The 20,374-nt window shown below is 72.2% G+C and carries 13 protein-coding genes; 3 read left to right on the forward strand and 10 right to left on the reverse strand.

The features are described 5' to 3' along the window. Positions 1 to 115 precede the first annotated feature (115 nt). The 6 genes from LG395_RS03485 to LG395_RS03510 form a co-directional block, all read right to left on the reverse strand. Complete coding sequence (locus tag LG395_RS03485) at positions 116 to 1,657, reverse strand: RNA polymerase sigma factor (RefSeq protein WP_171152220.1); 1,542 nt, start codon at positions 1,655 to 1,657, stop codon at positions 116 to 118. A gap of 433 nt (positions 1,658 to 2,090) precedes the next feature. Continuing rightward, complete coding sequence (locus LG395_RS03490) at positions 2,091 to 2,978, reverse strand: FadR/GntR family transcriptional regulator (RefSeq protein WP_171152222.1); 888 nt, start codon at positions 2,976 to 2,978, stop codon at positions 2,091 to 2,093. A 162-nt stretch (positions 2,979 to 3,140) separates the two neighbouring features. After that, complete coding sequence (locus LG395_RS03495; RefSeq protein WP_372463195.1) at positions 3,141 to 5,888, reverse strand: ATP-binding cassette domain-containing protein; 2,748 nt, start codon at positions 5,886 to 5,888, stop codon at positions 3,141 to 3,143. Between the two features lie 163 nt (positions 5,889 to 6,051). After that, the gene (locus LG395_RS03500; RefSeq protein ID WP_171152226.1) at positions 6,052 to 6,810 is read right to left on the reverse strand and encodes an NUDIX hydrolase; all 759 of its coding nucleotides are present in this window, start codon (positions 6,808 to 6,810) and stop codon (positions 6,052 to 6,054) included. Between the two features lie 152 nt (positions 6,811 to 6,962). Continuing rightward, on the reverse strand, positions 6,963 to 8,876 hold the full coding sequence (locus LG395_RS03505; protein ID WP_263982106.1) for a glycogen debranching N-terminal domain-containing protein: 1,914 nt from the start codon (positions 8,874 to 8,876) through the stop codon (positions 6,963 to 6,965). Between the two features lie 974 nt (positions 8,877 to 9,850). Beyond that, entirely contained in the window at positions 9,851 to 11,413 is a 1,563-nt protein-coding gene (locus LG395_RS03510) for a DUF4192 domain-containing protein (protein ID WP_225808393.1), read from the reverse strand. A 142-nt stretch (positions 11,414 to 11,555) separates the two neighbouring features. On the opposite strand from LG395_RS03510, the gene LG395_RS03515 reads away from it, so the two are divergent. Next, entirely contained in the window at positions 11,556 to 13,721 is a 2,166-nt protein-coding gene (locus LG395_RS03515; RefSeq protein WP_225808394.1) for a RecQ family ATP-dependent DNA helicase, read from the forward strand. Positions 13,722 to 14,116: 395 nt separating this feature from the next. After that, a complete protein-coding gene (locus LG395_RS03520; protein WP_171152232.1) occupies positions 14,117 to 14,737 on the forward strand; it encodes a hypothetical protein in 621 nt (206 codons plus the stop codon). Positions 14,738 to 15,254: 517 nt separating this feature from the next. Here the strand turns inward: LG395_RS03520 and LG395_RS03525 are convergent. From LG395_RS03525 to LG395_RS03535, 3 genes are all read right to left on the reverse strand, one after another. After that, complete coding sequence (locus tag LG395_RS03525; protein WP_171152234.1) at positions 15,255 to 15,887, reverse strand: hypothetical protein; 633 nt, start codon at positions 15,885 to 15,887, stop codon at positions 15,255 to 15,257. A gap of 68 nt (positions 15,888 to 15,955) precedes the next feature. After that, positions 15,956 to 16,657 (reverse strand): ribonuclease HII, encoded by a 702-nt coding sequence (gene rnhB, locus LG395_RS03530; RefSeq protein ID WP_225808395.1) that lies wholly within the window; start codon positions 16,655 to 16,657, stop codon positions 15,956 to 15,958. A gap of 81 nt (positions 16,658 to 16,738) precedes the next feature. Continuing rightward, positions 16,739 to 17,362 carry a TetR/AcrR family transcriptional regulator gene (locus LG395_RS03535; RefSeq protein ID WP_171152238.1) on the reverse strand — a complete coding sequence of 208 codons (624 nt, stop codon included), beginning with the start codon at positions 17,360 to 17,362 and terminating at the stop codon, positions 16,739 to 16,741. Between the two features lie 184 nt (positions 17,363 to 17,546). On the opposite strand from LG395_RS03535, the gene LG395_RS03540 reads away from it, so the two are divergent. Further along, on the forward strand, positions 17,547 to 19,097 hold the full coding sequence (locus LG395_RS03540) for an MFS transporter (protein WP_225808396.1): 1,551 nt from the start codon (positions 17,547 to 17,549) through the stop codon (positions 19,095 to 19,097). A gap of 363 nt (positions 19,098 to 19,460) precedes the next feature. On the opposite strand, the gene LG395_RS03545 is transcribed toward LG395_RS03540, so the two are convergent. Continuing rightward, positions 19,461 to 20,366, reverse strand: a complete 906-nt coding sequence (locus LG395_RS03545; protein WP_225808397.1) for an ADP-ribosylglycohydrolase family protein — start codon at positions 20,364 to 20,366, stop codon at positions 19,461 to 19,463. Positions 20,367 to 20,374 lie beyond the last annotated feature (8 nt).

Consider the following 20,374-nt stretch of genomic DNA (forward strand, 5'->3'; position numbering starts at 1 on the left):
CTCCTCACTCTGGGTCCTGCTGGGACACCCAGAGTCATCCACGCCCTGCTCGCGCGCAGCACGAAGGCCCGGCTCCCGCGAGGGAACCGGGCCTTCGCCGTCGTACGGCCGCGACCTAGTCGAGGTAGTCGCGCAGCACCTGCGAACGCGACGGGTGGCGCAGCTTCGACATGGTCTTGGACTCGATCTGGCGGATCCGCTCACGCGTCACGCCGTACACCTTGCCGATCTCGTCGAGGGTCTTCGGCTGACCGTCGGTGAGACCGAAGCGCATGGAGACGACGCCCGCCTCGCGCTCGGACAGGGTGTCCAGGACGGAGTGCAGCTGCTCCTGCAGGAGCGTGAAGCTGACCGCGTCGGCCGGGACGACGGCCTCGGAGTCCTCGATGAGGTCACCGAACTCGCTGTCGCCGTCCTCGCCCAGCGGGGTGTGCAGCGAGATGGGCTCGCGGCCGTACTTCTGGACCTCGATGACCTTCTCCGGGGTCATGTCGAGTTCCTTGGCCAGCTCCTCCGGGGTGGGCTCGCGGCCCAGGTCCTGGAGCATCTGGCGCTGCACACGCGCGAGCTTGTTGATGACCTCGACCATGTGCACCGGGATACGGATGGTGCGGGCCTGGTCGGCCATGGCGCGGGTGATCGCCTGCCGGATCCACCAGGTGGCATACGTGGAGAACTTGTAGCCCTTGGTGTAGTCGAACTTCTCGACCGCGCGGATCAGACCGAGGTTGCCCTCCTGGATGAGGTCCAGGAAGAGCATGCCGCGGCCGGTGTAGCGCTTGGCCAGGGAGACCACCAGACGGAGGTTGGCCTCCAGGAGGTGGTTCTTGGCGCGGCGGCCGTCCTCGGCGATGATCTCCAGCTCGCGCTTGAGCTTCGGGGCGAGCTTGTCGGCGTTCGCCAGCTTGTCCTCGGCGAACAGGCCGGCCTCGATGCGCTTGGCCAGCTCGACCTCCTGCTCGGCGTTGAGCAGGGGGACCTTGCCGATCTGCTTCAGGTAGTCCTTGACCGGGTCGGCGGTGGCACCGGCCGCGGCGACCTGCTGCGCGGGCGCGTCGTCCTCGTCCTCGTCGGACAGGACGAAGCCGGCGCTCTCGGCTCCCTCGGGTTCGTCGGCGACCTTGGTGTCCTCGAGAACCTCGTCCTCGAGGAGCTCGACGTCGTCCTTCTTGGCCGTGGTCTTCTTGGCGGCCGTCTTCTTGGCGACGGCCTTCTTCGCGACCGTCTTCTTGGCGGTCACCTTCTTGGCGGCGGCCTTCTTGGCGGGTGCGGCTTCGTCGGCGGAATCGGCTGCGGCCGGGGCGGCGGGTGCCGCGGGGGCGGCCGTGGTCGCGGTGGCCTTGCGGGTGGTCACCGTCTTCGCCGCGACCGTCTTGGTGGCGGTGCGCTTGGCGGGGCTCTTCGCTGCGACGCTCTTGCGGGTGCGCTTGGGCTCTGCGGCACTGACCATCAGCGTCACACCCTCTTCCTCAAGGATCTGGTTGAGGCTGCGCAGTACGTTCTTCCACTGAGTGGCCGGAATCTGGTCAGCTTCGAAGGCCCGACGCACATCGTCGCCGGCGATCTGCCCCTCAGCCTTTCCCCGCTCAATGAGCGCCATGACAGAGACGGACTCGGCGATCTCCGGCGGGAGCGTACGGGATGTGCTGGCCGACACGAACAACCTCTCGGAACGTTGGAAAACGGCTTCCGGCACCGTCCACGGAGGACAGGAGCCGACCACCGGCCTGGGGATGGGCCGACGGCGCGGGCGGGGGCCGGGAGGACGCACAGCGCCTGGTTCGGCGTCCGTATTCCCTCCGCGGCTGTCACCTCTTAGGTCATCGCGCTGTCTCCACGAGCGTTACGCCCAATCTGCGTGGCCCGAGTCACACCCCGTAAGCGGTCAAAGGAGGTCAGACATGTACAAATGAGATCACTCTTGACCTTCGACCGGCCGCTCCCGAGACCAGGGCTTCCCGTCACCGCCGGACCCGGCCGGACCCCAGAGGTCCGGCCGGGTCCGGCGGCGGCCGGTACCCGGGCCTGGTGCCGCCACGAGTACCACGAGAGCGCCGCACACCGGCGACCGCACCGCGTTCCTCGCGAGGTCAGTGCTCGCGCGGGGCGGGAACCACGCGCTCCACTTCGGGGTGGACGGTGAGGAGCTGGCGCATGGCGCTCTCCGCCGCCGTGCCGTCGCCGGTACCGAGCGCGTCGACGATCCGCGCGTGCTGCGCGAGGGACGCCTCGTTCGGCCGGTCACAGCCGGTGACCGGGCCGCCGGAGACCTGGAGCGCCGCCGAGACGATGCCGGACAGGTGCTCCAGCATGCGGTTGCCCGCGATCTGGATCAGCAGCGTGTGGAACTCCGTGTCGGCACGCGCGTAGGTGAGCGCGTCGCCCTGGGCGAGCGCGTGGCTCATGATCTCCACCATGTCGCAGAGGCGCTGCTGCACCTCCTCGCGCCCGTGCCCGGCGGCGAGGCGGGCGGCGAGCGGCTCGATCGTCCACCGCAGCTCGCTCAGTTCCCTGCGCTGGTCGTCGCGCTGGGGCCCGAAGGCCCGCCACTCGATGATGTCCGGGTCCAGAAGATTCCAGTCACTGACGGGACGCACGCGCGTACCGACGTTGGGACGGGCGCTGACCAGGCCCTTGGCCTCCAGGACCCGCAGGGACTCGCGGACGACGGTGCGGGAGACCTCGAAGCGCTGGCCGATCTCCTCCGGCACCAGCGGGCGGTCGGCGCCCAGGTCACCGGAGACGATCATCTGTCCCAGCTGCTGGACGAGCTGGCCGTGCAGTCCGCGTCCGCGGCTGCCCGAGGCCCTTCTGCCGACACGGCCCAGATCGGGGTCCCCGCCCTCCCAGGCAGGTGTGCCGACGCGGTCGGTCACCGGCGCCTCGGCGTAGGGGTAGCGGTCGAGTTCGCCCGGGCCGGCCAGACCTGAGTCTGCGGAGCGGGCGGCGGTCATCATGGTGTGCGCAAGGGTACTCACGGATCCTTTGTCGGCGTCGCTTTCAACTCCCTTGAGGGCTTTGGTGAAAAGCACACGAAAGGGTGATCGCTCACGGCGTCGCAATTGACGCCTTATCGAAAAGAAATGGGCTCACTTCGGGGAGTTGTGTACAAAGCGAGAACGGAAGCGTACGGACAGTTGTCATCGGAACCGGGTGCGCAGCGCGGTGAACAGGTACGCGCCGAGCAGTGCGGCCAGCGACAACGCCAGCGCGCCCCCGACGGGTTGGGCGAGGAGCCGCGCGGCCGCGGCCAGGTACCGCTCTCCGCCGAAGGGCCACTGCAGCAGGAGGACCTCGCGCATCCGCACCGGGAAGCCGGCCGCCATCCGTACGGCCGGACCCCGCAGCGCTCCGTGCACGAGGGGCACGACGAGGACGGGCACGGCGAGGACGGCGGCCAGTCCGGCCGTCGTGGACCGGAACACACCGGCCGCCAGTACACCGGCCCAGGCGCAACCGACGACCAGCCCGAACCAACTCGCGGTCAGCGAGAGCCAGTCCGCGGGAACCCGTGTCATTTCCCGTCCGTAGACGACGTAGAGGGCTTCGGCGTCGCAGCCCACGGTGAGGAAGGCGAGCAGCACCGCGGTGGCTCCGGAGACGATCAGTTTCGCGGTGAGCAGCCCCAGCCGACGGGGGACGGTGCCGCGGTCCGCCGCAAGGGCGGGGTGGCGGAACTCGTCCCCGTAGGCCAGCGCACCGAGCAGTCCCGCCGCGAACGCCGCGGGCGGCAGCGGCAGCTCCCGCGGCCACGCCGCGAACAGCCGTGCCTGCGGGGTGTGACCGAGCCGGGCCAGGAGCACGGCGATGAGCGCGGACACCACCAGTACGGCACCGCAGACGAGGAAACCGGTGCCGATTCCGCCGGCGCGCCGGATCTCGTACCGCAGGGGGCGCAGGGGGGTGCGGGCGGGCCGGACGGAGATGGGGGGCGGGAGGGAGGAGAGGGCGGGGACGGGACGGGCGCCGTCGGGCCGCGCGGGGCGGCCGGTCTGCTGCCGGGCGCCCGGATTCCTGGCCCCGGGCAGGAGGGTGCGGGCGCCGGCGAGGGTCGTGGTGGAGGTGGAGGCGCTTGCGGGTTGCGGTGCGGAAGCCGTGGTGACTCCGCCGGAGCCGGAGTCCGGGGTGGCCGCCGGGTCGGCGGACCGGCCGCCGGTGGCCCTGACAGGCGCGGCACCGGCGTCGGCGCCGGCCGTCTTCTTCTCGCCGAGTGCGGTGACTTCGCCGTGGCCGTCGCCGCCGACGGCTGTACCGGCCGACGGCGCGGCGTGCGCCGCAGCGCCGGGGACGATCAGCGGACGCTGGGCGGCGCCGTCTTGATCGGGATCGTGGCCCGGCGAGGTCCGCCCACCGTCGGCGGTCCGCTCGTGTTCCCGCGCCGCGGGCCCGGGCGCCAACCGGTCTTCGCCGCCCTGGGAGAAGCCGCCCACGGACCGCTCAGGCTCAGGTGCGGTCGAATCGAGAGTGTGCTCGGGGTGCCCCGAAGGCTGCCCGGCGATGGCCGTGTCGGCCGAGGGGTGCCCCGGCGCGGCGGCGCCCGGGCCGGGCGCGGACCGGTCGGGGGTTTTCGGGCGGGATCCGGCCGCTGCCGCACTGGTAACCGGATCACGCGCCTCCCCTGACGGCGGCATGCGACGCGACTCCACAGCGTGAAGGACGGGAGGCGTGGTCTCCCCGGACACCGGCCTCGCGCGTTCCGGCGCCGTCGACGGCTCGTCCGCGGTGCCGCTCGCGTCCGGCGGGGAGTCGTCGAGCACGGCCGAGCCGGGTTCCGGTGAGGAGTGCTGGGCGGACTCCGGTGCCGGGGAGCCCGACACCGTACGTCGGCGACGCGTCCACGAAAGGCCCGCCGAGGCCTGCTCCGGTTCCTCGGACGTGGTGCCGGGTGGCGCCGGTTGCGATTCCGCCTGGCTGTGGCCCTGCCGTGTCTCCGGTTCTGCCGGCACCGGGTCCGGGACCACCGGAAGGGGCTCGGTGGACCACACCCCCGTATCGCACTCGGCACCGGCTCCCGGCCCCATGTCGCCTACCTCGTCGGCCAGTTGGTGAACGAGGATGCCGTTGCGGAACGCGATCTCGCCGATGTCGGCGGTCGTGGTGCCGTACACCGACAGGCGGTTGCCGCCCTCGCGTACGACCTCGACGGAGCGGCGAGTGGTGCGCGCGTCTTTGGTGAGCAGGGCCGCGAGGCGTACGGCGTGGGGGCTGCGGACGGCCACGCGGGGGCGCAGCCGGGTGCGGGCGAACGCCCTCGCCTCCTGGTCCGCGACGACTCTCCCGGCGTCGAGCGTGACGACCCGGTCGGCGCTCCGGGCGGCTTCTTTGGTGTCGGCCGTGGTGAAGAGCACCGTGCCGCCCTGGGCGGCGTGGGCCCGCAGCATGATGTGCAGCCACTGGGCCTCACGGGCGGAAAGACCGTCGGCGGGTTCGTCCAGGACGAGCGTGTGCGGGTCGGGCAGCAGGGCGCAGGCCAGGCCGAGCCTGCGGTCCATGCCGCGCGACAGCGTGCCGAGGCGCTCCTCGCGGAGGCTGACGAGACCGACCACTTCGAGGACCTCGTCGGCCCGCCGCGCGGGAACTCCCGCCGCCGCGCACAGCATGCGCAGATGGCCACGGACCGTGCGGGAAGGGTGCCCCGGCACGTCACCGAGGAGTACGCCGACTTCCTGTGATGGATGCGCGATCCGGTGCAGTGGCCGTCCCTTGAAGTACGTGATGCCTCGCCCGGCGCGGAGCTCGAGCATGAGTCTGAGCGCCGTCGTCTTGCCCGCGCCGGCGGCCCCGAGGAGCGCGGTGACATGCCCGGCGCGCGCTTCGAAGGAAACGTCGTCGACGGCGGGCGGATGCGCCTTGCGGGGGTTGCTGGTCAGTCCGAAGGCCTGGATCACCTGCAGCAAGATAGCGCTATGTGTCCGGTTTTCCCGGTATAAGACGACTTGCGGAAACATGCCGTGTGGTCTAGGCCCGATCTTGTCCGCCGTTCGATGGACTCGGGGCTCGGTACGGCAGCCCGCTGCACCAGTCGTCCAGCCGGGCCCGCGGCCCGTGATCTCACACCTCGGGGCGCAGCATCGGCGGGTTGAGCAGCGTGGCACCGCCGGCTCGGAAAAGCTGGGCCGGCCTGCCACCCTGGCGGGTGGTCGTACCCCCTGTAGGGACGAGGAACCCGGGTGTTCCGGTGACCTTGCGGTGGAAGTTGCGCGGGTCGAGGGCCACGCCCCAGACCGCCTCGTACACCCGGCGCAGCTCTCCGACGGTGAACTCGGGCGGGCAGAAGGCGGTGGCCAGCGACGAGTACTCGATCTTGGAGCGGGCGCGTTCCACTCCGTCGGCGAGGATCAGCGCGTGGTCGAAGGCGAGTGGTGCCACGGGTTCGCCGTCGCGGCCATAGCCACCCTGCTGGAGCAGCTCCTCGACGGGGGCCCAGCGCGCATTGCTGGCGTCGCCGCCGGCGCGCGGTGCGGGCAGGTCGGGCGCGAGCGCGAGGTGCGCGACGCTGACCACACGCATGCGGGGGTCCCGCTTGGGATCACCGTAGGTGGCGAGCTGCTCCAGGTGGGCCCCGTTGTCCTGGGCTGGGACCGAGGGATCGTGGGCGCACAGCCCGGTCTCCTCGGCCAGCTCGCGCGCCGCCGCCTGGGACAGATCCTCGTCGGCCCGTACGAAGCCGCCGGGCAGCGCCCAGCGCCCCTGGAACGGAGGCTCGCCCCTGCGTACCGCCAGCGCGCACAGGGAATGGCGGCGCACGGTCAGCACGACCAGATCCACGGTGACGGCGAAGGGCGGAAAGGCTGACGGGTCGTAGGGCATGCCGCGATCATAGTCGTCTGCCTGACGATAAACACTCCCTTCGCCAGTCGCACGGGGAGTGATTCCGCTTCTCTCCCGTCCGGGGCGCCGGACCGGCTCTCCGTCTGTCCGACCAGTGCTGTGTTACGAGGTCACGGCCTGTTCCACGGGTGTCACGCGCCCAGTTGCAGACCGTCCGCCGCCTCCTCCACCATGGCCAGTCCCAGGCGGCTGATCCGCACGGCGAAGGGGGCGCCAGCGACACGGAGGCCGTGGAGTCCGACTTCACCGAGCGGGGCGCTGCGCACGGGGCGCAGGGTCACCGTGCGGGCGGGGGCGTCGGGTCGGATGCCGGCGAGGGCGGTCAGCAGCAGGATCACGGAGGCCGCCGCGGTGGCCGCCGGACGGCAGGCGGCGGGGTGCGGGAGGGGCGCGGTGCCGGCGGAGCGCTGTTCGCCGGCGAACATCTCGGGCAGGCGGTGACCGAAGTGTTCCGCTGCGTCCAGCAGCCCGTTGAGCAGTCCGGCCGCTTCCTTCTCGTATCCGGCCGCCGCGAGCCCGGCGACCGCGAGTGCCGTCTCGTAGACGCGCACGGCACCGGTCCGGTGGCCGAACGGATTGTGCCCCGCCTCCTTGGTGCCGAGGCCGCGCAGTCCCCAGCCCGCGTCCATGGCGGGGGCGCCGAGCAGCCGGGCGAGGTGTGCGGTGTGCACCTTGTCGAGCAGGCCCGGGGCCAATATGCCGGCGCCGAGCAGCCCGGTGTCGAGGAGGTGGACGGCGGTGGCGGCCAGGTGGGGCACGGGCCGGCCATCCACTGTCAGGGCCATGGCCGGACGTCCGCCGCCACGGTCCTCCACCCAGAAGTCGGCCCGGAAGGCCGACCGCAGGGTGTGGGCCCACTGGCGCAGTTCCGTGGCGCCCGGTCTGCCATGGGCGTCGAGAAGGTCGGCACCGAGCAGGGCGGCACGGTGCGCATGGGCCTGGGTCTCGCAGCGGGCCGGACCGGTGGGATGCGGATCGCGGAGGTAGGTGCCGTCGCGGACGGTGGTCCGCAGCCAGGCCAGGCAGCGCTCGGCGGCGGGGAGCAGTTCCTGGGTCTCCTGATCGGGCAGTCCCCAGCGGCGGGCTTCGGCGAGCAGGACGGGGAAGAGCAGTGTGGCCTCCGTTCCTGTACAACTCGGCGGGAGATGCGGGCCGGCGTCGCGACGGGGGCCGGGGATCATGCCGGCCCGGGGACCCGGGCCCGGGAGCTGGGTACGGGCCAGGGTGCGCAGGGTGCCCGCGGCCAGCCGGGTGCCCAGGGGCAGCGCCATGCGGGCGGCGGCGAGCGCCTCCGCCGGGGCCATCCCGCAGCGCCAGGGGGCGCCCGCCGCGAGGTAGGTGTCGGCGGGGTGCGCGGCATCACGCAGGAGCAGTGCCCGCAGATCGGCGACGGCCGAGTGCAGCAGCGGGCCCACCCGGTGGTCGTCGCCTGCCGCCCGGGCGGGGGCCAGGGAGCCTGCGACGTGTCCCGCGGCCCGCAAGGGACCGGCACCCTCGGCCCGTACCCTCAGCTCCACGGTTGCCGTCCCGCCCGGCGCCAGTTCCACCTCCCAGCGCAGCAGTCCGGCGGACGCCAGGGCGTCGGCCGGCGGTGGGTCCGGGATGACGCAGGCGGCGGCGCCTTCCCTGGCCCAGCGCAGGCCCGAGTCATGGACGCTGGCCGGGAGTTCGGGGCCTGCCGCCCCGGCGGCGATGGCGGCGAGTTCCGCCAGGTCGGTGCCGAGGGCGACCTCGACGGGCAGGCGCAGCGGACGCGGGGCCGCGCTGCGCAATGTGATCCGTTCGGTTCCGTCGGCGTGGCGTGTCCGCTCGACGACGACGTCGGGATCGGGGCCGGTGGCCGCGGCAGTGCGCAGCGTCCCCACGAAGCGGGCGCTGTCGGCTCCGGTCATCCAGGCCCGCACGGGCAGCGGTTCACGGCCGGCCACGCGGACGTGGCACCGGGCCAGCAGCCTCCTGCCGCCCCGGTAGAACCCGTCCAGTCCCCGCCCGGCCAACTGTCCCGACTCGCCGCAGATGGCGAGGCCGGGCAGGGCCACGCACATCAGGGCGGTGTGCGTGGGCGGCAACTCCGGCACCGGGTGGCTGACCGGAGGTGTACGGGCCGGCGCAGCCGTGGCGGCTTCGCGGGACCGGGCCGTGACGGGGGGCAGAGGGCTGCCCTGGGTGGCCGGGGCGAGGGGGCGGACGTCCGCACGGGAGGTCGGTCGAAAGCCGGCTGCCTTCGGTGTGCGGGGGCCTGTGCCGTCCGTCAGGAACGGCTCGGACCTGCTCCGGGACGGACGTTCGCCGGTGGCGGAGGGCGGAGTCGGCTGCTGGTGCATGGGCTGGCTTCTTCTGCGCTCGGTGTGCCTCGGACGTGCTGGGTGGCCGGTGGGCCGCCCCGGAGGACAGGGGAGGTACGGCGGCTGGGCCCGTCCAGGCTTTCCGCCACTCAGGTGAACGGCGGCGGACTCCTCCGGGTCACGGCTCGCCCCATGAAGCCGACCGATCGTGGCCTGACGGCGCGGCGCAAGGTGGGTGGCAGGCCACTTGATGGTGGCGGGACAGGTCGGCTCGGAGTGGACGTCCGGGCACCCGGGAGCGGCATCACCAGCGAGCGGAGGGTGGGCGTCGGAGCACCCGGTGATGGTTTGACCGGTCGGCGAGAGGTGGGCACCCGGGCGCCCGGTGGTGACATGACCGGGTGGCGAGAGGCAGACGTCCGGGCACCCGGTGATGGCGTGACCCGCCGGCGAGAGGTGGGCGCCCGGGCGCCCGGCGACACCATGACCGACCGGCGAGAGGTGAGCGTACGAGCATCCGGCGACGGCATCATCAGCCGGCGAGAGGTGGGCACCCTGACACGTGGTGATGACATGACCGACCGGCGAGAGGTGAACGTCCGGGCACCCGGTGCCGATCGGACTAGGTGCCTCGCCGACAGTGCGCGCCCGGCGTGTCCGGAGGAACCCCTCACCGGGACCCGGTGGCCCGGCGGTCGTTCCCGTGCGGGTCGGCGCCTGACACTCGCCGGTGCTCATCCGTTCTCCTCGGGCTGCGGACGCCCGGTGTCCGAGCGGGCGCCACCGGTCGTGGCCTCACCTGGACCCGTCCCACGCGTGTGCGTGGTGACCGGGCCGCGGGTGCCGGGCCCGGAGGACTCGGCAGCGGACGTCCGGGGGCGGGTGTCGGCCGGCCTCCGTCGGCCTCCCTTCGCGTGTGCCGTCTGACGGCCGTCCTCGCCGTCCGCGGTGCGCGCCCGGCGCCGTCGTTGCCTGCCCGTCCGGGAGCCGGACGGGGCGCTATGGTCGTCCGCCTGGATGCCGGCTGCGGGTGCCGGCTCCGGGGCCTGCGGGGGTGCGGTGAGGGTGGTCCGCGGTGCCGGGTCCGTCAGCTCCGCGGTCCCCGTCGTTGTGCGCCGTGTGCTGTCCGTGCGCAGGCAGCGGCGGACCGCCTCCGGGTCGAGCCCCTCGTTGCACGCCTGGTGCAGCAGGCGGGCGAAGAGGTAGTCGGGATCGGCGGCCAGGGCCATGGCCAGCGCCTCCCGCGCTTCCAGTTCATCGCCCATGGACCAGGCGACCCAGCCCGCGAGGGTCAGTGGTGCGGCGGCGTGCTCGCCGTAGGGCCCGACGCAGCGGCGGGCCAGGGCACGCCAGAGCCGGAGCGCCGGCCCTGCGTCGTCCCCTTCCATCCAGGCTGCGGCCCTGTCTCGGGTCGTACGGTCCTGGAGCCCGAGGATCAGCGTGGCCGCCTCGTCGTCCGCGAGGAGGTTGTCGTCGCGCGCGTCCGCCGGATGGGTGCCGGGGACCGGGGACGCGGTGCGGTAGCGGCGAATGATCCGCTCGGCCAGGTCCAGGGTCTCCTCGGCCACCTTCTGACGGGACGTCTCGTCCAGGATGCGGGGCACCAGGCTCATGCCGGCGGCGTCCAGGGCGACCTCCTGTTCCAGCGCCGCGCCGGTCTCCCACGGCCGCAACCTGGCGCGCAGCTCCCGCAGTGTGCCGCGCACCTGGATGCCGGCGTAGGTCGCCGCCGCGGCGAGCACCGACGTGCCGGGCAGGCCCATCGGCGAACCGTCCTCGGGGCAGCAGCCCTCGACCGGGCAGCAGTACGACCAGAAACGGCCGTCGGAGATGCACAGGGCCTCGATCACCGGCACGTCGAGACTGCCGCATTCGGTCCGCATCAGGTGGGCCAGCCTCTCCAGCCGTCGTTTGACGTCCCGGCCGGACTCTCCCGGACCCGGTTCCTGGCAGACGTAGGCCACCATCCGCTCGGGCCGTGAGCCGCGCCGCTCGCTGCCGGTGACCAGACCGCGGGCCAGCTGCCGGGCGGCGGCCTCCCAGTCCTCCTCCGCCGCGGGGATGCCGAGCCGGGCCCGGCCGCCGAACCTGCCGCGGCGGCCCGTGTGGTCGTGCAGGGCGACCAGCACCATGCTGTCCTCCGGGCGGTAACCGAGGAGGTAGGGCAGGGCGTCGGCCAGCTCCGCCGGGGTGCGCAGCGTGACCTGCGTGACGTGGTCGGCCGGTCCGGCCGACGGCTGCTGTCCCGACATGTCGTCGTTTTCGAACGGTCCGGTGGCTTCGCTGTGATTCGTCATGCGCCGACAATCTCGCGGATCTCGAGGTTCCGGTTGAGCCTGTGGATAACTCGAATCAGGGACACGACAACGCTGGGCCGCGTTGTCCACAGCCTCGGACCGTGCCCGCCCGTTTGTCGGTCCCGTCCTGTTGTATGGACGCATGGAGCACACGAGCAACGCGGATCTCCGGGCCCGGGCGGACGCCGTCCTCGCCCGGCTCGTCGGGGATGCCACGGGCACGGCCCGGCTGCGCGAGGACCAGTGGCGGGCGATCGAGGCACTGGTCGCGGACCGGCGCCGGGCCCTGGTCGTGCAGCGCACGGGCTGGGGCAAGTCCGCGGTGTACTTCGTGGCGACCTCGCTGCTGCGGGCCAAAGGAAGCGGGCCCACGGTGATCGTCTCGCCGCTGCTCGCGCTCATGCGGAACCAGGTGGACGCGGCCGGCCGGGCCGGTATCCACGCCCGGACCATCAACTCCGCCAACACCGAGGAGTGGGAGGCCGTCCAGGCCGAGATCGCGGCGGGCGACGTCGACGTGTTGCTCGTCTCGCCGGAGCGGCTGAACAACCCGGACTTCCGGGACCAGGTCCTGCCCAAGCTGTCCGCGGCCACCGGTCTGCTCGTCGTGGACGAGGCCCACTGCATCTCCGACTGGGGCCACGATTTCCGCCCCGACTACCGCCGGCTGCGCACCATGCTCGCCGACCTGCCGCCCGGGGTTCCCGTACTGGCCACCACCGCCACGGCCAACGCGCGAGTGACCGCGGACGTCGCCGAGCAGCTCGGTACGGGGGGCGCGTCCGACGCGCTGGTCCTGCGCGGGCCGCTGGACCGGGAGAGTCTGAGCCTCGGCGTGCTGCGGCTCCCGGACGCCGCGCACCGGATGGCCTGGCTCGCCGATCATCTGGACGACCTGCCGGGCTCCGGCATCGTGTACACGCTGACCGTGGCCGCCGCCGAGGAGGTCACCGCCTTCCTGCGGCAGCGCGGGCACGCCGTCGCCTCGTACACGGGCAAGACGGAGAACGCCGAACGGCAGCAGGCCGAGGACGACCTGCTCGCCAACCGCGTCAAGGCCCTGGTCGCCACCTCCGCGCTCGGCATGGGCTTCGACAAAGCGGATCTCGGTTTCGTGGTCCATCTCGGCTCGCCTTCCTCCCCCATCGCCTACTACCAGCAGGTCGGCAGGGCCGGCCGCGGTGTCGACCACGCGGAGGTACTGCTGCTGCCCGGCAAGGAGGACGAGGCGATCTGGCAGTACTTCGCGTCGCTGGCCTTCCCCTCCGAGGATCTGGTCCGGCGCACCCTGGACGTCCTGGCCGGGGCCGACGGGCCCCTGTCGCTGCCCGCCCTGGAACCGCTCGTCGAGCTGCGGCGCTCACGCCTGGAAACCATGCTGAAGGTCCTCGACGTGGACGGAGCGGTGCGCCGCGTCAAGGGCGGCTGGATCGCGACCGGGCAGCCGTGGTCCTACGACTCCGACCGTTACGCGTGGGTGGCCCGGCAGCGCGCGGCCGAGCAGCAGGCGATGCGGGAGTACGCGGCCACCACCGAGTGCCGGATGGAGTTCCTCCAGCGCCAGCTGGACGACGAGGGCGCCAAACCCTGTGGCCGCTGCGACAACTGCGCCGGACCGCGCTTCACCTCCGGTCTGTCTCCGGCGGCCCTCGACGCGGCGCGGAGCGACCTGGGCCGCGCCGGAGTGGAAGTGGAGCCCCGCCGCATGTGGCCGACCGGCCTGCCGGCCATCGGCATCGACCTCAAGGGACGCATCCCGGCCGGGGAGCAGGCCTTGCCCGGGCGGGCGCTGGGACGTCTGTCGGACATCGGCTGGGGCAACCGTCTGCGTCCGCTGCTCGCGCCCCAGACGCCGGACGATGCCGTGCCCGACGACGTGGCGCGAGCCGTGGTGGACGTCCTTGCCGACTGGGCCCGAGGTCCCGGCGGCTGGGCCTCCGGTGCGTCCGACGCCCCGCCCCGGCCGGTGGGCGTCGTCACCGTGGCCTCGCGCAGCAGACCCCGGCTGATCCGGTCCCTCGGCACCCGGATCGCCGAAGTCGGCCGACTGCCCCTGCTCGGCTCGGTGGAGTACGCCGGGGACGCTCCCCGCTCGCCCCGCAGCAACAGCGCGCAGCGGCTGAAGAGCCTCGACGGCGCGTTGACGGTGCCGCCCGAGCTGGCGTCGGCGCTCGCCGGGGCGGACGGTCCCGTGCTGCTGGTCGACGACTTCACGGAGACGGGCTGGACGCTCGCCGTCGCGACACGTCTGCTGCGGAAGTCCGGGGCGCGCGGAGTGCTGCCGCTGGTTCTCGCCGTGCAGGGCTGACAGATGTGCCGTGGACCGCGCCTTGCCGTTCAAGGGTGATCCGGGGACGACCGGCGTGCGTGCCGCCGCTCGTTCTCTCCTCCCCGGGCTGAGCGGCGTTGCCGCAGGGCCGCGCAGCTCAGGGAGGACCGCGCCACTACGCACCGTGACCCGGCGGGCGGTGACGAGGCACCTCAGGCGTCGTCAGCCGAACCTTTGGGTAGGGATATAAGCCACGCACCGCCAGATAACAGTCGACGGTGCCAATTGCTCGTTGCCGCAGCCAAGTTCGACAGGAAGAATTGAGGTCCGCTCCCCGCACGGTTCGTCCGTGATCCGGTTGGGCTCCGCTGCGGTGCGCGCTCCCCCGAATCCGACCTCGCCCGCAGTATGGGCGCGTAGCCGAAGGGAGGAACGTGACCTTCGGATTCGCCTCGTCCTCGGCGGCCTCCTTGTCGACGTCCACGTCCGCCGCTTCCGCCAGTCGCCTGCTCGAGCCGGCCGAGTGGGCCGCTGCCGGAATCCCCCTGCTGCGCAACCCCCGTGAGGTCGTCAGCGGACTGCACACCCGCCACCGCCCGAAGCCGCTCACGGCGATCGTGGCGGTTCTCGACCCGGACGAGCGGCTGCGGGCCAGCGCCTCGTTCACACGCCGTCCGGCTGCCGCCGACGGCTGGATGTTCCGCAACACACTCCTGGACCAACTGCGCCGGGTGATCCCGCACGACCTCCGCCGCCGCACCCCCGTGCGCACGGCTGTCCTGCTCTACTGCCGTGAGGGTGACGCGCGTTGGACCGAGGAGGACGGCGCCTGGATGTGGGGACTGCGCGACGCCTGCACGCTGCACGGGCTGCGCTGCGGGGCGTACATCACGCTGACGCATGACGGCTGGCAGGTCCTCGGGGAGGGGCGCGGCGGACGCCGGCCCAACGCGCACTCGGCTCCCGAGCCCTTCGGCACGGCGGAGGCTCCACCTCTCGTACCGCGCACCGGTGGCCCGGTCTCCGAGGTGCTGCGCCGGGCCGCGGCTCGCTGAGTCAGCCTGGTGGCGCTCCGCCGGCGGCATGACGGTTCGTGCCGCCGGCCGGGGTCCACGAACGCGACGGCCGGTACGACGGCCTGAGTGCGATTGCCACGGCCGCCCGAGTTGCCCGAGCACCGCGGGCAGCCGGGCCGCAGGAACGGAAACGGCCAGCCGGGGGCACGCGGGGCGCATGACCAACCGGACGTGGCCAACCGGTAGTCGGTGCAAGTACGCGATGCCCGAGCCGAGCCGTGGTGCCCGAGCCGAGCAGTCGTCCGTCGCGAGGGGTGCCGAGGACACACGCCGGCTCACGCGCGGGTCCGGAGTAGGAGATCCACCCCGACCAGACCAGCCCCGAGAGCAACCCGGCGCGGTCACTTCGGCCTCGGCCCGGACGCCCAGGCACCGGGCAGCACGCCTCTTCAGACGCTGTCGCCGCCCGCACCCGGGCACGCCAAAAGCCGAACCGTGCGGATTCCGCCGGAGCGGCCCCCTCGGCACCCCGGTGACCCGGGGTGCCGGACGCGGCTCAGACGCCGGCGCCCAGCACCGAGTTGATCTGCTGCGGGTCGCCGCAGACGATCAGCAGGGCGCCGGCCCGGGAGTGCGCCAGCGGAAGGGCGGTGGCAGCGGCGGAGGCGGGTCCTCCGTTGACGGCCACGACGACCACCGGACGGGTCGCGGCACGGGAGGCGACGGCGGCATCCGCGTAGAAGACGTCGTCACCGGTGTCATGCTGCGCCCAGTAGGACGTCTCGCCGAAGGACAGCTCGTGCTCGGCCCACGGGTGCTGGGCACCAGTGGTGATCACAAGCACGTCGCCGGGGGCGCGGCCCGAGTCCAGGAGCAGGTCCACGGCCTCCTCGGCGGCGTCGAGCGCGCCCTCGGCCGAAGCCGGGATCAGCTGGATCTGCGGGCTCGCCGCGGTGGCGGTGGGAGTGGCCGGACCGGAGGGGCCGGGCTTGGCCGGAGCCACGTCACGCGGCGTGCGCTGCACCGGCGGCGTGGGCCGCAGAGGGCCGGGACGACCGGGGCGGGACGGAGCCGCGGGGCGGGGGCCGGGTACGGGGCGGGGGGTCGGCGCGGTACGGCCGCTGGCCGGTGTGGCGCGGGGACCCTGGGCACTCTCGTGAATCTGAGGCTCCTCGGGAATGAGAGGCATGAGCTGATATTTATCAAACGTTGGTGCGGCGCGGATGACCGGGTGGCACATCAGTGCGATCGGAACCGTCAGAAATCGAGAACGAGCTGACCCTCGATTTCCGGAACGTTTCCGTCCGCCCAGCTGCGGACCTTCTTGAGGTGCCGCCACTGAGGCAACGCATCAAGATACGCCCACGACAACCGGTGGTGCGGGGTGGGCCCCCACTCCTCCAGTGCCGCCTTGTGCACGGGCGACGGATACCCGGCGTTGTCCGCGAATCCGAAGTCTGCATGGTCGCCACCCAGTTCGGCCATCATTTTGTCGCGCTGGACCTTGGCGATCACCGACGCCGCCGCGACGGCCACACACGACCGATCACCCTTGATCACCGTGCGCACCTGCCAGGGGTCGCCGAGGTAGTCGTGCTTCCCGTCGAGGATCACGGCGTCGGGACGGACCGGCAGGGCGTCCAGAGCGCGGACCGCGGCGAGCCGCAGAGCGGCCGTCATCCCCAGGTCGTCGATCTCCTCCGGGGAAGCATGCCCCAGTGCGTAGGCCGTCACCCATGACCGCAGGATCAGAGCGAGCTCCGTCCGGCGCTTGACCGTCAGCAGCTTGGAGTCGGTCAGCCCCTCGGGTGGGCGGCGCAGTCCGGTGATCGCCGCGCAGACGGTGACGGGCCCGGCCCAGGCGCCGCGCCCCACCTCGTCGACACCGGCAATGACCTTCGCTCCGGTCGTGGCGCGCAGGGAGCGCTCGACGGTGTGAGTAGGTGGTTCGTACGGCATGGCGCCCTTAGCGTACGCCGCCCGGATCGCCTCGCGACACCCCGGGCATCCTGCCGGCATCAGGAGTGCGGACGCGGCGGGTCAGGTCTCGTAGGGCCGCAGCAGCGGGAGCATCAGCTGGTCGATCATCTCTTCCAGGTCCTGGTCGCTCCATTCGCTGGCGCACATCTTCGACCGGTACATCATCATGGCCGGGATGGCATCGAAGACGTAGCCGTTGGCCGCGTCCGAGCGGACCTCCCCTCGCTCTATTCCACGAGTGATGACCTCCCGGAGCAGCTTGACGGTCGGCTCCACCACGGTGCCGACGATCACGCCCTCGAAGCGTTCCACTTGCATATGATCGCACTCGTGAATTACCGAACGCAGGGCGAGCCCGGGGCGTGAGTACATGATCCGCCGTACCTGCCGGCACAGGGTGAGGAGGTCCTCGCGCACGCTTCCGAGGTCCGGGGCCTTCTCGACCCGGGGCAGTCCGGAGACCAGGGCGTCGGCGACCAGATCCTCCTTGGAGGGCCAGCGCCGGTAGACCGCGGCCTTGCCGGTCTGGGCGCCGGCCGCGACGCCCTCCATGGTCAGCCCCTTCCAGCCGACCGTGCTGAGCTGCTCCAAAGCGGCGTCCAGGATCGCGCGCTCCAGCACCGCACCGCGCCGACGAGGTGAAACCGTCCGGTCAGGGGCGGCCGTCCAGCGCGAGGTAACCATCTGAGTTCTCCAACATGCAAGGGAAGCGGGGGTTCCGGGGGGAGGGGCGCCGTGCCGCAGCAACAGGGGGACGCGGGACGCGGCACCCGATTAAGTGAACGCTTGCGTTCACTGTCGGGGACTCACTACCGTGGACGCGAAAGTGAACGCGAGCGTTCACTAGAGCCTTTATGGGGGACCCATAGTGACGACCTCTCAGCTGCTCAAAGACGATCAGAAACCGGGCGTGGCCCGCCGGGAGGGGCATCCCGGCATCGCACTCACCGTCATCGCGGCCTGCCAACTCATGGTGGTACTCGACGCGACGATTGTGAACATCGCGCTCCCGCACATTCAAGAGGCCCTCAAGTTCAGCACCACCGACCTGACCTGGGTGGTCAGCGCGTACACGCTGACATTCGGCGGTCTGCTGCTGCTCGGCGCACGGGCCGGTGACATCCTCGGCCGTCGCAGGGTGTTCATGGCCGGCATCCTGCTGTTCACCTTCGCTTCGCTGCTGGGCGGGCTGGCCCAGGAACCCTGGCAGTTGCTGGCCGCACGGGCCCTGCAGGGCGTGGGCGGCGCGATCGCCTCGCCCACGTCGCTGGCGCTGATCACCACGACGTTCCCCGAAGGCCCGGAGCGGAACCGGGCCTTCGGAGTCTTCGCCGCCGTCTCCGCGGGCGGTGGTGCCATCGGCCTGCTCGCGGGTGGCATGCTCACCGACTGGCTCGACTGGCGGTGGGTGCTGTTCGTCAACGTGCCCATCGGTGTGCTGATCGCATCGCTGGCACCGCTGTACATCAACGAGTCCGAGCGGCACCCCGGACGCTTCGACCTCACCGGTGCGCTGACCTCGACGGTCGGCATGGCCTCGCTGGTGTACGGGTTCATACGTGCCGCCGAGGACGGCTGGCGGGACGGCCTCACCCTGGGCTCCTTCGGCGCGGCCGTGGTCCTCCTGTTCGCCTTCGTCTTCACCGAGGTGCGGGCGAAGGAACCGATCACCCCGCTCAGGATGTTCGCCGACCGGAACCGCTGGGGCACCTACGTGATCATGCTGAGCCTGGCCGCGGCGATGTTCGGCATGTTCTTCTACATCGTGCTGTTCGTGCAGAACGTGCTCGGCTACAGCGCCATCAAGGCCGGCCTCGCCTTTCTTCCCGTGACCGCCGCGATCGCCGTGGGGGCGGGCCTGTCCCAGCGTCTCCTGCCGGTGCTCGGCCCCAAGCCGTTCATGATGGGCGGTTCCGCGTTGGTGGTCATCGGGCTGGTCTGGCAGACGTTCATCCGGCCCGACAGCACGTACGTGGGCGGGGTGCTGGGCCCCATGCTGGTGTTCGGCTTCGGCATGGGCCTGAACTTCGTCACGGCCACCGTCACCGCCGTGTCGGGTGTCGCCCAGCACGAGGCGGGAGCGGCTTCCGGACTCCTCAACGCCATGCAGCAGGTCGGCGGTTCGCTCGGTCTTTCCATCCTGACGACCGTCTTCGGATCGGCCAGCACCGACGAGGCGAAGAAGCAGCTGCCGAAGTTCCTCGCCGACGCCTCGCCGGAGCAGAAGGCGGAGTTCGCCAAGACGCACCAGCTGCCCGCACCCTGGGGTCACGACGTGCTCGCCCACGGCATCTCCACGGCCTTCATACCGGCCGCGGCGATGGCCGTCCTCGCCTTCCTCACCGCTTGGCTGGTACTCAGGGTCCGCAAGAGCGACCTCGAATCCCTCGCGGGGACGGCGGGACCCCACCTCGGCTGATCCGGGCCGGGCCGCGCTAGGCCGCGGCCGACCGGATCGCCGCCAGGGAACCAACGGCGGACGCGAAGATCCGGCCGGCCGCACCACGGCCACCAGCACCCTGCACCAGCCGAGAAACACGAAGGACAGGGCCCGAACCACCTTCGGCACCGGCACGGCGAACGCCATCCCCCGCCCTCCGTCCCTCGTCGTCACGGTCACGGCACCGCCCGAGGACCCGACCACGAACGAGGCGGACGACGGACGGCGGATACCGGAAGAACGGACGGCGGTCACGCACAGTTCCCGGTGCGCACGGAGAGTTTCCGATGGTGGCTGCGAAACCGGCGGGAGAGCAGCCAAGCCGACGGCACGAAGGAGTTCTCAGCCTCCGGCGGGAACCCAGTCCGGCAGTGCCTCGGTGTGCCGCACCCACTCCGCGGGCGGCGCCCCGGCCTTGCCCGCGGCCAGCACGCCTCCCACGATCGCGCAGGTCGTGTCGACGTCCCCGCCGACCTGGGCAGTCGTCCAGAACGCCGACGCGTAGTCCCCGAGGGAACGCGCGGCGGACCACAGGGCGAAGGGGACGGTGTCGTGGGCCGTCGTGCGGCGCCCGCAGCCGAGGACAGCGGCGACGGTGGCGGCGTCGGCGTAGTCGAGCATGTCGCGGGCGCGGCGCAGCCCCTGGCCGACCGCACTCTTGGGAACGAGCGCGATGACGCCGTCGAGCAGTGCCTCCGGGGCGGGCGGGCCGTCGGGCGAGCCCGCCATGGCCGCCGCCGCGGCCACCGCCATTGCTCCGACCACCGCCTCCCGGTGCTGGTGCGTGGTGTAGGACGAGATCTCCGCCTGGTGGGTCGCCTGCTCGGGGTCGTCCTCGTACCACGCACCCAGAGGGGCGATCCGCATCGCAGCGCCGTTGCCCCACGACCCCTGGCCGTTGAAGAGCCCGGCGGCCAGCCGGCGCCAGTCCTCGCCCTCCCGGACGAGACGCAGCAGCCGGTTGACCGCGGGGCCGTAGCCACGGTCGAAGTCGTGGTGCTCGGCGAAGGAGCGGGCGAGCGCGTCCTGGTCGATGCGGTGATGGGCGGCGAGAACGGCGACCACCGAACAGGCCATCTCGGTGTCGTCCGTCCACTGCCAGGGGCCTGCGGGCAGCTCGCGGCGCTTCAGCAGGGCGTAGTTCACGGGAACGAAGAACTGGGAGCCCAGCGCGTCCCCCACGGCCAGTCCGCGCAGGCTCGCCAGGGCGCGTTCCAGGCGTACGGGGAAAGAGGAGTCAGCGGTCATCGCCCTGC

It is taken from the genome of Streptomyces spinosus (assembly GCF_020400655.1).
GTDB lineage: Bacteria > Actinomycetota > Actinomycetes > Streptomycetales > Streptomycetaceae > Streptomyces > Streptomyces argyrophylli.